The organism is Mycobacterium sp. ACS1612 (assembly GCF_001667505.1).
Taxonomy (GTDB): domain Bacteria; phylum Actinomycetota; class Actinomycetes; order Mycobacteriales; family Mycobacteriaceae; genus Mycobacterium.
On sequence record NZ_LZHZ01000049.1, the window covers coordinates 69791 to 82998 of the forward strand.

Consider the following 13208-nt stretch of genomic DNA (forward strand, 5'->3'; position numbering starts at 1 on the left):
CTGCGGACATGGTGCTGTCGGGTGGCGGTGTCAAGGGAATCGGGCTGGTAGGTGCCGTCGTCGCGCTTATGGACGGCGGGTACCGCGCCCAACGCGTCTCAGGCACGTCGGCGGGGTCCATCGTCGGCGCGATCCTGGCGGCCGCGGCGATGGGCGACCAGCTCACCCCCGACGAGGTGAAACAGCTTGCACTGCAACTGGATTACCGCAAATTCACCGACGCAGGTCCCGTCGAGCGAGTGCCGCTGCTCGGCCCGTCGCTGGCGGTGCTGCGCGGAACGGGCATCTACAAGGGCGATTACGCGCAGGACTGGGTGCGCAGCGAACTCGCCAACCTCGGCGTGCGCACGTTCGGCGACCTGGCCATCGACGACGACGAACTGCCGCCCGAGCGGCGCTACAAACTGGTCGTCACGGTCGCCGACGTGACGACGGGGCAAGTGGTCCGACTGCCATGGGACTACCGCAGGATCTACGGCATCGACCCCGACGAACAGTCGGTCGCTGCCGCGGTGCGCGCCTCGATGTCGATCCCGTTCTTCTTCCGCCCGGTCACGCTGACCGCAGCCACCGGGTTGACGTCCACGTTGGTCGACGGCGGAATCCTGTCGAACTTCCCGATCGACTCGCTGGATCGCCACGACGGGCGACCGCCGCGCTGGCCCAGCTTCGGCGTCACGGTGCTACCGAACCTCCCAGAGGGCAACGACAAGGTGATTCCGGCGCTCGCGCCCTTCCGGGTTGTCGCGCCGCCCTTGTTGGAGGACGTCATCACTACCGCGTTGGTCGGCCGCGATCAGGCCTATCTCAACGAGCCGTGGGTGAATGCGCGCACCATCCGGGTGGACTCGACCGACGTCGGCTTCCTCGATTTCGACATCTCAGACAACGAGATCGAAGCACAGTACGTGAAGGGGTACGCCGCCGCCGAGCAGTTCCTGGCTGGCTGGGACTGGCACGCCTACCTTGATCGCTTCCGCTGATGGCAGGCGATCTGGCGGCGATCCTGCCGCTGTGTGCGATGTCGGCCCACGCGGCTTTCGTGCCGTTGGCGGGGGAGACGCCGCTGGTGCGCGTTGCCCGCACGATGCGCGGTGCCGCAGTGGTCGCCGCCGCCGAATCATTGGCCGACCGTGCGCGGGAAACGCTTGCGGGCCAAGGTTTACCGATGATCGACGTGGTGACGGTGACGGGCCCGGATTCGCGAGCCGGATGCATCGGCGCAGCGCTGCGAGCCTTCGCGGATCCGCCGCATCAGGTGCTGATCCACGACATCCGCAGGCCATTGACGCCGACAAGCCTGGGCGACAGGGTGATTGACGAGCTGCGGGCCGGCGCTTCGGTGGTGATGCCCATGCTGCCGGTGACCGACAGCGTGAAGACCGTCGACGCGCAGGGGTCGGTGACCGGCACCCTCGATCGTTCGCTGCTGCGGGTGGTGCAGTATCCGCACGGGTTCACCTTGGATCACCTCACCCGCCTGCTGGAACAGCGCAGGACCCAAGACTTCGACGAACTCGACGAAGCGCTGCGCACGAAGACGCCGGTGAGGTTCGTCGATGGCGACGCCGACGCGTTCGTCGTCGAACTGCCAAGGGACACCGACTATGTTGAGGCGGTCATCGCCTGCCGGCCCCAGTGAGCAGTCGAGCCGCGACGGCGACGTCGGTGGCGTAGGTGACCTTCAGGTTGGCCTGCTCGCCGGGGAACGTGCGGACCTGCTCGTCGGTGTACTTCTCGATGCACGACGACGTGTCGGTGCCTTCGAATCCGTCGGCGTCGGCGGCCAGGTAAGCGCGCAGTAGAGGCCGCGCGCGAAACGCCTGTGGGGTCTGCACCCGCACCAGTGCACTGCCGATTGCCTCGACTCCGGCAGGCCGCTGATGCACCACATCCGCAATGGCCAACGCCGGTATCGCGCCGCCGAACTCGCGCGCAAGCGATAGTGCATTGACGAACATGCCGCTGGCCGCCAAGGGCCTGGCCGCGTCGTGGATCAGCACCACGTCGACTGCACCGGACTCGATGTCGTCGGCGAGGTAGCGCAGCACGTTGAACTCTGAGGCATGCCTGGTGTCGCCACCCTCTACCAGTTCCACAGCGGTGTCGGGCAACTCGGCGGCAACGGTGTCGCGGGCGAGGTCCAGTTCACCTTTCCGATACACCAACACCGTCCTCGCGATTTCTTCGACGGCGGCCACCGCGCCCAGCGACCAGGCGACCATGCTGCGGCCAGCCAGCGGCAGGTACGCCTTGTTGCCCTCGGCGCCGACACGCGTGCCGAGGCCGGCCGCCAGCACCACGCCGACCGCGTAGCGTCTCACTTGCGTTGCGGGACAATGGGTTCGGATGGCACTGAGGTCATCACTCTGCGACATTGAACGCCTTGATCACCTTGGTCGGCTTGATGCGCACGACGAGCTCACCTGGTACGCCGTTGCGCCGGCCGTACTCTTCGGCCCTGTCTGCGCCCATGTAGCGGCCACCGGTTCTGGTCGCGATGTCGAGCACGTCCTGCGGATCCTCGCCGATGGTCGCGATGCCCTGGACCTGAACGAACGAGTACGGCGGTTGCGAGTCGTCGACACACATCACCACCCGCGGATCCCGGGTCAGCGCACGACCTTTCGCGGTGTTCTTGCCCGTATTGAAGGCCAGCTCACCGTTGTCCACCACGAACCAGACCGGCGCGACGAGCGGTCGGCCGTCGGATGCGAGGTAGCCGAGTAGCCCGGTGCGGGTGCCTTCAGCCAGGAATTCGACGACATCGTCGGAAAGTGCTTCCACGCCACCACAGTAGACCGCCTCGACGGTTCAGTCCTCCGCGTGGCGGTTGTAGTCCCAGCGTTCCAGCCGCGCCTGCAGGTCGTACAAGCCCAGTGCGGCAAGCGGTGTGCCGATGGACATGCAGATCATCAGAAGCGCGTTCATGGTCTTCTCTAGTCGTTCTTGGACTTCCGGACGGAATGAAGCGTATGTGCCGACCGCATGGACCCACACGCGTAGGCGGCTACCTGCTTTTCCGACCCGCCGCTCAACGCGTCGCGTGCCGCCTTGCGGATGGCGCGGTAGCGCTGACGTTCGGCGTGCGCCCATGGTTCGGACCAGCCGTCGAGAAGTTCACCTGCGCGAAGCAGCGGCAGCAGGTCGGCCACGAACTGCGGGTCGACCGGCGCGTCGGCGTCGAGCAGGTGCTCGATCTGGTCGGCGGCGTCGTGCCAATCCACCGATACGTCGGACGCGAGCGCGATGTACTGGGGATCGACTTCGAGCAGCGGATCCGCGCCGACCGGCCGCAGCCGCCACATCGTGGAGCGCAGGCTCGCGATCGCACGCCTGGTCTGCGCATGCGGCCACAGCATCGCGCACACCCACAGCCGGTGCACCGGCCTGCGTTTGAGCGCGACAAGAGCGATCAACCGCTGGCACGCGGGAGGTAGCTCCACCACCTCCTCACCTCGGTGAAGGGCGAACTGTCCGAGCAGCTTGAGCGCAAATTCATCCGACACATCTCGATCGTCGGTCTGTTAGCCGGTGATGGCATGCGTAGTCGACTACTTGTTTTTTGCGCGCGAGTAGGTCGGGCGGACTCGAGCACCGGTTGGGGCCGCCTCCCCAGCTCCCGCTCGGCTTTCCCGTGGTCGAGCTTCGGCCAGATGTGCATCAGCCGGACGTTGCCGCTGATCAGCTGTGAGTCGCGGCCCAGCGCGGCGCGCACGTCGCCGGCGTATCCCATGCCGTACATGACCCACAGCGGCATCCGCGTCGTCGTCGAAGATGTCGCCGTAGCGGCACTCGACGGCACCCTTCTCGACCAGGTCCTCGATACCCTGCGTCGGGCTGGTCGGGCGCAGGATGACCCGCACGTCGTCGCCGCGTTGCACCAACTGTCGGGTGACGTGGGAGCCGAGGAACCCACTTGCGCCCATCACCAACTTCTTGCCCCCCGCCATGGGGTGAAATGTAGCTGTGAGAGGACTGGATCGATGACTGAGGCGCAACCGCAGCGGCCTGCGGTGCAGGCGCATCGGATCCGCAGGATGGCCGGGCGCGACCCGCACGAAGAGCACCGGGTGGCCACTCCGCTGGAGCTGCTGTTCGACCTGACGTTCGTCGTCGCGTTCGGTATCGCGGCGAGCGAGTACGCGCACATGCTCGCCGAGGACCACGTCCGCGCCGGACTGCTCGGGTTCTCTTTCGCCGCCTTCGCGATCTGCTGGGCCTGGATCAACTTCGCGTGGTTCGCGTCGGCCTATGACACCGACGACTGGATCTACCGGCTGATGACCATGCTCCAGATGGTCGGTGTGATCGTGCTGGCGCTCGGCTTGCCGCAGATGTACGCATCGATCGAACACGGCGGCCACGTCGCAAACGAAGTCATGGTGGCCGGGTACGTCATCATGCGGATCGCATTGGTGGCGCAGTGGTTACGCGCGGCCAAACAGGACCCGGGCCGGCGCGCGGCGTGCCTGACTTACGCCACCGCCGTCACCGTCGCGCAGATCGGCTGGGCCGCCAGCATCTTCCTGCACACCTCGCTGGCTGCCACGTTCGCAGTCGTTTTCGTGCTGATCGGCATCGAGTTGCTCGGCCCGCTACTGGCCGAGACCCGCATCGCGAAGACGCCGTGGCACGCCCACCACATCACCGAGCGCTACAGCCTGCTGACCATCATCGCGCTCGGCGAAGGTGTCGTGGGAACGGTGGCCACGGTGTCGGCTGCCGTAGGCGCGCAGGGCTGGTCGTACGACGCGATCTTCGTGGCAGTGGCGGGCATCGGCCTCACCTTCGGCATGTGGTGGACGTATTTCGTGGCGCCGCAGGCCGATCTGCTGCATGCCCACCGGGAGCGGTCGTTCTTCTTCGGCTACTTCCACATCGTCACGTTCGCCGCCATCGTCGCCACTGGGGCCGGTCTGCATGCCGCCGCGTACTACATCGAGCACCAGTCCGAACTCGGCTCCGTAGGCACCGTGTTGTCCGTCGCGGTGCCGGTGGGGATCTACATCTTGTCGGTCTATGCGCTGTATGCACGGTTGGCGCGCATCGTGGATCCGTTCCACGTGCTGCTGCTGGTGTTGACCGCCGCGGTGCTCGGGGTGGCGGTGTGGCTGGCGGCCGCAGGCATCTCGATGGCGAACTGCCTGTTGGTTGTCACGCTGGCGCCGATGGTCACCGTGGTCGGCTACGAGACGCTCGGGCATCGGCACGCCGCCGACGCGATCGCCAGAAACCTCGACGAGTGACGTCGTGAGCGGTTTTGCCTGGATGCCATCCGGGTAAGCGTCAGGGCACGATTTGATCGAGGAGCCACCATGCCGAAGACATCCAAGAGCGGTTCTGCCAAGAAGAGTGAGCTGCCCAGCACCCTGCAGAAGTCGTCTGCCAAGGCGCAGCGCACCTTCGCCAAGGCTCACGATGCGGCGGCGAAGGAGTATGGCGAAGGTGAGCGCGCTCATCGTGTCGCGTACAGCGCGTTGAAGCACAGCTTCGAAAAGGTGGGTGACCACTGGGAGCCGAAATCGCAGAAGGGACCGTCAGATTCGCGGGCCCGCAGCGGCGGACCGAATCCAAAGGGCAAGTCCGCCGAAGGCGTTGACGCGAACGCATCGAAGAAGCACCTCGTGGAAGTGGCTCGCGAGCTGGATATCTCGGGTCGATCGACGATGAGCAAGGAAGAACTGGTGTCGGCGATCAAGAAAGCGAACCGGCGCGCGACGGCGCGCAACCGCTGAGTCTCAGCGGCCTGCCGGATGCGTTTCGACAGTCTCCAATAGCATCGCCTCGTCCTCGGCGCGCATCAGTCTGCGCGCCTTACGCCGAGTGATCAGGATTCCGATCACGGCGAAAGCCCACACCGCGTACTGCACCGCCCACGCCAGCCGGAACGAGGCGAAGGAGAAATCGCCCGCGGCGTCGAGGATCAGGCCCATCGCCTGCATGACCAACAGCGAGGCCACGAAGCCGCCCATGTTGACCATGCCCTGAGCGGTGCCCAACGTCGAACTCGGGTTGAACGTCCTGGCGAAGTCGAAGCCCACCATCGAGCCGGGGCCGCCGACCGAGATGACGACGATCAGGGTCACGAGTAGCCACATCGGCGCTCGATGCGGCAACGCCAGCACGACCGTCCACGCGATCGCGTTCGTGGCGATGATGCCGAGCACCACGCGTGACCGGCGATGCGGCATGCGGCCGGTCAGTATGCCGATGACGATGCCGGCCGAGATGGCGGCGACGACGGAGACGGTCAGAAGTGCGCCCGCCGCACCGCTCGAAAGACCTTGCGCCTCGGTCAGATACGGCACACCCCACATCAAGGCGAACACCGTCACGGAGAACTGGGTGCCCATGTGGGTGAAGAAGCCCAGCCGAGTGCCCGGACGCAGCCACACGGTCTTCAGGCTGGCGAGGGTGTCCCGAACGGAGCTGATTTGCGTCGGCAGCGCGGGACCGTTCGGTGTGTTCTTGACCAGCGCGAGGGTCAGCACGATCGAAAGCACACCGAGAGCGGCCGCCGACACGTACGCCGTCGTCCACCCCGCACCCGTCAACAGCGCGAAGAACGGCACCGCCGAGAGCACTTGGCCCAGTTGCCCGCAGATGCCGGTCAACTGGGTGACCAAGGGCACCTGCTTCGGCGAAAACCAGTACGGCACCAGTCGCAGCACGGATATGAAGGTCACCGCATCCCCGAGGCCGACGATGGCGCGAGCGGCGACGGCCGTCGGCAGCGATTCGGTGAACGCGAGCACCAGTTGGCCCGAGGCCATCACGGCGGCGCCGGACAGGATCAGCGCCTTGGAGCCGAACCGATCGAGCAGCAAGCCCGCGGGTACCTGAGCGCCGGCATAGACGACCACCTGCAAAACCACGAACGTCGACAGCACACTCGGGCTGGCGTTGAACCGTGCGGCGGCATCCAGACCTGATACCCCGAGCGTGGTCCGATCCAGAACGGCGACGATGTACGCGAGCAGTCCGGTGGCCCACACAATCCAGGGACGCACGCAGGACCTTTCGCTCGACGGGGATTTGGTGTCTCGGCGTGCTGCAACGCGCCGCGGCTCCATGATGTTCCAGCGAGCGTCGTCGACGCCAATTCGGCGACCGTGAAATCACTCACCCCGGCTGCGGCGTTCGATGGAAAACGGGTTGGCTGAAATTGCACAGCCGCGTCAAGGACTCGGTTGATGTGACGGTATTGAACCAGTTAAAACCGTATGTATCGCTTAGCTAGCACAACCATTAGTTGATGGCCTGTACTTCGCTCGCAATCAGGGTTAGGCGGCTACAGTGGTCGCATGAGTCGTGGTGCTGCAAACGCCGAGCGCGCCGGGGTGCGCCGCATTGGCTGAGTACCGCTTGGACGACCTGGCGCGCATCTCCGGTGTCAGTGCCCGCAACATCCGCGCTTATCGTGAGCGGGGTCTGCTGGACCCGCCGCGGCGTGTCGGTCGGTCGGCCTACTACGACGACTATCACCTGTCGCAGTTGAAGACCATCAATCAACTGCTCCGCCGCGGGTTCACCTCGGCGCACATCGCCGAGTTCTTCACCAGCATGCGGCAGGGCGCCGATCTCGCCGACATCCTCGGCATCCAGCGGGCAGTGCTCGGCCCGCGGGCAGGCGAGCCTGGCGCCCCCGCGCCGAGTGACCCAGGGGCCGCCACCCTTGACGTCGATTCCGAGGAGGCGCGCAAGCTGATCGACTGCGGTCTGGCCGACGTGGTCGACGGTGAGCTGGTGCTGAGGGACAGCGAGATCGGAGCGATCGTCGCGCGCAGCACCGAACCGGTTCTCTATGCGCGGGCGATAGTGCGCATGTTCGAAGCGACCAAGGATTCCATCGACGACGTCGCCGCCGATCTCGTCCACACATTGGAGGCGTTGTACGAGTCACGGTTCGGCGCGCGGCACGTGCCCAAGCCGGAACAGCTGGCGGAGGTGAGCCGCATCGTGTTGGACTACCGCGATCTGGGTGACAAGGTGGTGGCCGACAGGGTGCGCGAGGCTGTGCGCGCACGTCTGGTCACGGCGGTCTCGGAGTTCACCGCGGGCATCTTGATGAGCGGCGACTCGACGGAGCAGTAGCGGCTACACCCTCGTCGCGGCTGGGTCGCCACCGAACCGTTGGGCGAGCCACACCGGAATGATCGCGACGATCGTGAGCGCGGCAGCGACCACGTTGATCACGGGAGCCTGGTTGGGGCGGAACAGGTTTCCGAAGATCCAGATCGGCAGCGTCTGGACCGTCGGGCCCGCGGTGAAGGTGGTGACCACGATCTCGTCGAACGACAGCGCGAAGGCCAGGATGGCACCGGCCAGCAAGGCGCCCCGCATCATCGGAAACGTCACGTACCGAAACGTCTGCCACGGTGATGCGCCGAGGTCGGCCGACGCGTCCTCGAGATGGGTGCCCAGGCGCCGCAACCGGGCCTGGATGTTGTTGAAGACGATCACGATGCAGAACGTGGCGTGGCCGACGATCACGGTCGCCAGGCCCAGTGTGACGCCCAGCGCCGAGGTGAACGTCGCGTTGAGTGCGATGCCGGTGACGATGCCGGGCAAGGTGATCGGCAGCACCACCAGGAAACTCACGACGTGGCGGCCGAAGAAGTCGTAGCGCTGCACGGCGAACGCGGCCATCGTGCCGAGCACGAGCGCGACCGCCGTCGCGCCGAGTCCGACCAACGCGGAATTGGCCAACGACTTCCACATGCCTTGGCTGTTCGCCGCGTCGATCCACCACCGCAACGTGAAGCCACTCGGTGGGAACGCGAACGTCCGCGACGCGTTGAACGCGTTGATCACCACCAGAAGCAGTGGGGCGTAGAGGAAACAGAGTACGAGGATCACCCACACCCGTACCGCCCGGCGCGCCGGCGTCGACAACATCACACGTTCTCCAGTGCACCGGTGCGCCGCATCGCCAACAGGTACGCGATGATCGCGATCAGCGGAATGATGGAAAGGGCCGCCGCAAGCGGTTGGTTGTTGGCGGTGACGAGCTGGCCGTAGATGATGTTGCCGAGCATCTGAGTCTTTCCGCCGACGATCGTCACCGCGATGTAGTCGCCCATCGACAACGAGAACGTGAAGATCGAGCCTGCCGCGATGCCGGGAAACACCAACGGCGCCACCACCATTCGCAGTGTCGACGAGTCCGATGCACCGAGGTCGGAGCTGGCGTCGATGAGCGCGTCGGGGACGCGTTCGAACGCGGCGAACACCGGGATCACCATGTAGGGCAGCCACAGATACGTCAGCGTGACCACGGTGGCGGTCAGTCCGTAGCCCGGGCTGTACCCCGTCGACCACGCCATGGGGCCCTGTGGGGAGAACAACATTCGCCACGCGTAGGCCTTGACCAGATAGCTCGCCCACAGCGGGGTGGTCACCGCGACCACCAACGCCAGTCGTACCCGCGGGGACGCGATCTTGGCCATGTAGAACGCCAGCGGCACCGCCAGCAGCGCGCAAAGCACCGTGACGGCTAACGCGATCAGCACGGTGCGGACCGTGGCGATGCGAAACACCGCCTCGGTCACGACGTGCACGACGTTGTCGCTTGTGAATTCGCGCACTACCGCACCGGTGAAGGTGTCGGTGGTCCAGAACGCCGAAACAAGCAGCACCGCAAGCGAACCCAGATACGCCACGAGCAGCCACGCCAGTGGCGGAACGAGCAGGAACGCCAGCGATAACCGGTGTTTCAGCCCTTGATCTGCTGCCACTTGTCGACCCAGTCCTGATAGGCCGTGCAGTTGTCGCCGCTGCCGTCGACGCAGTGCTTCTGCGGCGTCGTCCAGTAGTGGATCTCTGCGGCGAACTTCTCGTCTGTGGCGTGGTAGATGTCGCAGAAGTCCTTCTGGGCGGTGTGTTCACACGCCTTGGTCTGCGCGGGCGCCTCCCCGAAGTACTCGGCCACTTGAGCGTTGACCTCCGGCGAGGCGATCCAGTTCATCCACTTGTACATGCAGTTCGGATGCGCGGCCTTCGATGACACCATCCAGGTATCGGACCATCCGGTAGCGCCTTCCTTCGGCAGCACCGTGTTGACCTGAACCTTGTTGTCGGTGCCGATCGTGTTCGCGATCACCTGCCACGTGGTGCCGATCACCGAGGTGCCCGACTCGAACGCCTGCACCTCTTTGGTGTAGTCCGACCAGTACTCGCTGATGTTCTCGCGCTGCTTCTTCAGCAGATCGACTGCGGCGTCGAGTTGTTCGGGCGTCAGCGAATACGGGTCCTTGATGCCGAGGTCCGGTTTTGTCTTGGACAGGTACAGCGCCGCATCGGCGATGTAGATGGGGGAGTCGTAGGCGGTCACCTTGCCCTTGTACTTGCCCGCGTCGTCGAACACCGCCGACCACGAATTCGGGGCATCGCGCACCACGTCGATGTTGTACATCAACAGGTTCGCGCCCCACCCGTGCGGAATCCCGTACATCTGGTCGTTCACAGAATTCCACGGCTTGTCCTTCAGAAAAGACGAGATCGTCGCGTAGTTGGGCACCAGATCGGTGTTCACCGGCGCCACGTCACCGGCGTAGATCAACCGCAACGTTGCGTCGCCGGAGGCGGACACCCCGTCGTACTGGCCGCTGCGCATCAACTGCACCATCTCGTCGGAGGTGTTGCCGATCTTGACGTTGACCTTGCAGCCGGTCTGCTGTTCGAACGGGGTCACCCAATTGACTTTCGGGTCGTTGGAGCCGTTTTCGGCGTAGCCGGCCCAGGCGATCAAGTTGAGCTGGCCTTCGCCGTTGCCCACTGCCGACAGGGGCTCCATCTTCGGCGGCGACTGGCCGTTGCCGCCGCCGGCCTCCTGCGATTTCGAGCAGCCGGTGAACCCCAAAACCAGAGTGACGCAGGCGACGAGCGCAAGGCCGAGTCGCGCGGGCGTGGATGTCATGACTACTCCTCGCTTTTCAATTGGTGAACGGCCTTTTCGGGCCAGGCCAACGTGATTGGTGTGCCGTGATGTAGGTCGGGCGGTAGCCATGTGCTTGCCGTCAGAACGGTGGCGGTGAGCGTGACGTCGGGCGCGGCGACCGCGGCGATGCGGGTGGTCGGGCCCGCGTAGATGACCTCGGACACGGTGGCCTCGACCGTCCGCACGCCGGGCACGGGATCGGTGCCGGGCCGGAACACCTCGATGCGTTCGGGCCGGATGACGAACATGCCGGGCTTGCCCATCAGCGCCTCGGCAGCCGCGCCGTCGAGCACATTGGAAGTGCCGACGAAATCGGCGACGAAGCGGTTGGCGGGGTTCTCGTACACGTCGCGGGCGACGCCGATCTGCTCGATCCGGCCGTCGTTGAAAACGGCCAGCCGATCGCACAACGTCAGTGCCTCGTCCTGGTCATGGGTGACGATGACGAATGTGATGCCCACTTCGCGCTGAATCGACTTGAGTTCGACCTGCATCTGCTCGCGCAGCTTCATGTCGAGTGCGCCCAGTGGCTCGTCGAGCAGCAGCACCTTGGGCCGGCCGACCAACGCACGGGCCAGTGCCACCCGCTGCCGCTGACCTCCCGACAACTGGGCGGGCCTGCGCGACGCGTGGCCGGTCAGGCGCACCATGTCGAGCGCGTCGGCGGTGCGCCGCCTGCGCTCGGCCTTCGGCACGCCCTTGACCTTCAGCCCGTATTCGACGTTCTGCGCCACGGTCATGTGCGGAAAGAGCGCATATTCCTGGAACACCGTGTTGACGTCGCGGTGCCGGGCGGGCAGCGCGGTGACGTCGACCCCGCCGAGCTTGATCACGCCCGCGGTGGGCTGCTCGAACCCGGCGATCATCCGCAGCACCGTGGTCTTTCCCGAACCCGAGGGGCCTAGGATCGCGAACAACTCGCCGTCGGCCACGGTCAGGTCGGCGCCCTCGACGGCCACCACGTCCCCGAACGTCTTGCGGACCCCGACCAGCTCGATCTGCGGATCGCCAACCGCAACAGTCGCATTCACGTCCGGCTGTGAACTGACCGTCGGCGAGGGCATGGCTCATCGTAGGAATTCATCCGTTCGGGCGCATTGTGAACGCGGATTTCGTGATCGAGACCGCGGTGGGCCACTGGTTCCGTATCCGCGAGGCTGCAGTTGTCGCGCACCCCACTCGATTTCCCGCGGTAACCCTAGTCTCGCGGCGCCGACCGTCTGCGAATTATTTGATACAGATGTGACCAGTGGCGTTGAGGTGAATATTGATGCTCCTGTCATATTCTGTGGCTCGTGGTTGTATCCCGGCGCGACGTGCTCAAATATGCCGCCGCGGCGCCCGCCGTGCTCGGTCTTGGCGCGGGCTTGCAGGCGGTGTGGTCAGCGCAGGCCTCCGCCGCGCCGTTGGGAATCCTGCTCGACTACGCGGCGGGGGTGATCAGGGCCAACGATCTGCGGGCATCGGGCGCGCTCGGCGCCATCCGCTACGTCTCCGACCGGCGTCCTGGCGGGGCCTGGATGCTGGGCAAGCCGATCCAACTGCCCGAGGCACGCGATCTGTATCAGAACGGGTTGAAGATCGTGTCCTGCTACCAGTACGGCAAGCAGGACACGGCGGACTGGCTGGGCGGGCAGAACGCCGGAATCGCACATGCCAAGCGAGGCTGGCAGTTACACGTCGCCGCGGGCGGTTCCTACGGCGCGCCGATCTACGCGTCGATCGACGACGACCCCAGCTACGACCAGTACAAGACCCAGGTCGCACCATATTTACGGGGCTGGGAATCGGTACTGGGGCATCAGCGCGTCGGCGTCTACGCCAACTCCAAGACCATCGATTGGGCGCTGCAGGACGGACTGGGTTCCTATTTCTGGCAGCACAACTGGGGCTCACCGAAGGGCTTCACGCATCCCGCCGCGCACCTGCATCAAGTGGAGATCGACAAGCAGAAGGTGGGCGGCGTCGGCGTGGACATCAACCACATTCTCAAGCCGCAATTCGGCCAATGGGACTAAACCTTACCGATCAGTAAGCATAGCCAGCAAACTTCTGCCGATAGCCAGCGGGCAAGGCAAGTCAGATTCGCCCCGGTTGTCGACTCCGCTCGCCGCAACGTCGCAGTTCGAAGAACGCGAAATTTTTACATAACGATTACATAACAATACTGCCTTGATCTGCGCCGTTGTCCTTACTCAAGCGTAACCACCTGCCAACAGGACGTTTGTCCCGCATGCGTTCGACCCGGATGCGGGCCGGTGTTACC

The 13208-nt window shown here is 65.2% G+C and carries 14 protein-coding genes and 1 pseudogene; 6 read left to right on the forward strand and 9 right to left on the reverse strand.

Annotated elements, in window-relative coordinates; translation table 11 throughout:
* Positions 1–8 precede the first annotated feature (8 nt).
* Both A5724_RS19900 and A5724_RS19905 read left to right on the forward strand, forming a co-directional pair.
* Positions 9–983 carry a patatin-like phospholipase family protein gene (locus A5724_RS19900; RefSeq protein WP_067805942.1) on the forward strand — a complete coding sequence of 325 codons (975 nt, stop codon included), beginning with the start codon at positions 9–11 and terminating at the stop codon, positions 981–983.
* Positions 983–1642, forward strand: a complete 660-nt coding sequence (locus A5724_RS19905) for a 2-C-methyl-D-erythritol 4-phosphate cytidylyltransferase (protein ID WP_067805872.1) — start codon at positions 983–985, stop codon at positions 1640–1642. The genes A5724_RS19900 and A5724_RS19905 overlap by 1 nt, the downstream gene beginning before the upstream one ends.
* Here A5724_RS19905 and A5724_RS19910 read toward each other — a convergent pair.
* From A5724_RS19910 to A5724_RS33220, 4 genes and pseudogenes are all read right to left on the reverse strand, one after another.
* On the reverse strand, positions 1620–2324 hold the full coding sequence (locus tag A5724_RS19910; protein ID WP_067805874.1) for a 2-C-methyl-D-erythritol 4-phosphate cytidylyltransferase: 705 nt from the start codon (positions 2322–2324) through the stop codon (positions 1620–1622). The two genes, A5724_RS19905 and A5724_RS19910, sit on opposite strands and share 23 nt — an antisense overlap.
* Positions 2325–2364: 40 nt before the next feature.
* The gene (locus tag A5724_RS19915; protein WP_067805877.1) at positions 2365–2787 is read right to left on the reverse strand and encodes a PPOX class F420-dependent oxidoreductase; all 423 of its coding nucleotides are present in this window, start codon (positions 2785–2787) and stop codon (positions 2365–2367) included.
* Between the two features lie 152 nt (positions 2788–2939).
* Positions 2940–3509 (reverse strand): transcriptional regulator, encoded by a 570-nt coding sequence (locus A5724_RS19920; RefSeq protein WP_067805878.1) that lies wholly within the window; start codon positions 3507–3509, stop codon positions 2940–2942.
* 252 nt (positions 3510–3761) lie between these two features.
* Positions 3762–3953, reverse strand: a pseudogene (locus A5724_RS33220) (GDP-mannose 4,6-dehydratase); the annotation flags it as partial.
* Positions 3954–3986: 33 nt separating this feature from the next.
* Between A5724_RS33220 and A5724_RS19925 the strand changes: the two are divergent.
* Together A5724_RS19925 and A5724_RS19930 are read left to right on the forward strand one after the other, a co-directional pair.
* A complete protein-coding gene (locus tag A5724_RS19925; RefSeq protein WP_067805946.1) occupies positions 3987–5249 on the forward strand; it encodes a low temperature requirement protein A in 1263 nt (420 codons plus the stop codon).
* 69 nt (positions 5250–5318) lie between these two features.
* The gene (locus tag A5724_RS19930; protein ID WP_067805881.1) at positions 5319–5738 is read left to right on the forward strand and encodes a ChaB family protein; all 420 of its coding nucleotides are present in this window, start codon (positions 5319–5321) and stop codon (positions 5736–5738) included.
* A gap of 3 nt (positions 5739–5741) precedes the next feature.
* Here the strand turns inward: A5724_RS19930 and A5724_RS19935 are convergent, their stop codons facing one another.
* On the reverse strand, positions 5742–7013 hold the full coding sequence (locus tag A5724_RS19935) for a nitrate/nitrite transporter (RefSeq protein ID WP_067805885.1): 1272 nt from the start codon (positions 7011–7013) through the stop codon (positions 5742–5744).
* A gap of 301 nt (positions 7014–7314) precedes the next feature.
* Here A5724_RS19935 and A5724_RS19940 point away from each other — a divergent pair, with 301 nt between their 5' ends.
* Complete coding sequence (locus tag A5724_RS19940) at positions 7315–8097, forward strand: MerR family transcriptional regulator (RefSeq protein WP_232004908.1); 783 nt, start codon at positions 7315–7317, stop codon at positions 8095–8097.
* A gap of 3 nt (positions 8098–8100) precedes the next feature.
* Here A5724_RS19940 and A5724_RS19945 read toward each other — a convergent pair whose 3' ends face one another.
* The 4 genes from A5724_RS19945 to A5724_RS19960 are packed head-to-tail and all read right to left on the reverse strand — an operon-like array spanning position 8101 to position 12006.
* Positions 8101–8901: an ABC transporter permease gene (locus A5724_RS19945; RefSeq protein ID WP_067805887.1), complete on the reverse strand. Its 801-nt coding sequence runs from the start codon at positions 8899–8901 to the stop codon at positions 8101–8103.
* The gene (locus A5724_RS19950) at positions 8901–9740 is read right to left on the reverse strand and encodes an ABC transporter permease (RefSeq protein ID WP_067805890.1); all 840 of its coding nucleotides are present in this window, start codon (positions 9738–9740) and stop codon (positions 8901–8903) included. The genes A5724_RS19945 and A5724_RS19950 overlap by 1 nt, the downstream gene beginning before the upstream one ends.
* Complete coding sequence (locus A5724_RS19955) at positions 9719–10921, reverse strand: ABC transporter substrate-binding protein (RefSeq protein WP_067805892.1); 1203 nt, start codon at positions 10919–10921, stop codon at positions 9719–9721. Before A5724_RS19955 ends, A5724_RS19950 begins: the two co-directional genes overlap by 22 nt.
* Before the next feature lie 2 nt (positions 10922–10923).
* Positions 10924–12006 carry an ABC transporter ATP-binding protein gene (locus A5724_RS19960; RefSeq protein WP_067805895.1) on the reverse strand — a complete coding sequence of 361 codons (1083 nt, stop codon included), beginning with the start codon at positions 12004–12006 and terminating at the stop codon, positions 10924–10926.
* 231 nt (positions 12007–12237) lie between these two features.
* Between A5724_RS19960 and A5724_RS19965 the strand changes: the two genes are divergently transcribed.
* A complete protein-coding gene (locus A5724_RS19965) occupies positions 12238–12960 on the forward strand; it encodes a DUF1906 domain-containing protein (protein ID WP_067805898.1) in 723 nt (240 codons plus the stop codon).
* Positions 12961–13208 lie beyond the last annotated feature (248 nt).

Bases quoted from the DNA above. Each gene is read 5' to 3' on its own strand.
- A5724_RS19900 (WP_067805942.1), top strand. From the start codon at position 9: ATGGTGCTGTCGGGTGGCGGTGTCAAGGGAATCGGGCTGGTAGGTGCC.
- A5724_RS19905 (WP_067805872.1), top strand. From the start codon at position 983: ATGGCAGGCGATCTGGCGGCGATCCTGCCGCTGTGTGCGATGTCGGCC.
- A5724_RS19925 (WP_067805946.1), top strand. From the start codon at position 3,987: ATGACTGAGGCGCAACCGCAGCGGCCTGCGGTGCAGGCGCATCGGATC.
- A5724_RS19930 (WP_067805881.1), top strand. From the start codon at position 5,319: ATGCCGAAGACATCCAAGAGCGGTTCTGCCAAGAAGAGTGAGCTGCCC.
- A5724_RS19945 (WP_067805887.1), bottom strand. From the start codon at position 8,901: ATGTTGTCGACGCCGGCGCGCCGGGCGGTACGGGTGTGGGTGATCCTC.
- A5724_RS19955 (WP_067805892.1), bottom strand. From the start codon at position 10,921: ATGACATCCACGCCCGCGCGACTCGGCCTTGCGCTCGTCGCCTGCGTC.
- A5724_RS19960 (WP_067805895.1), bottom strand. From the start codon at position 12,006: ATGCCCTCGCCGACGGTCAGTTCACAGCCGGACGTGAATGCGACTGTT.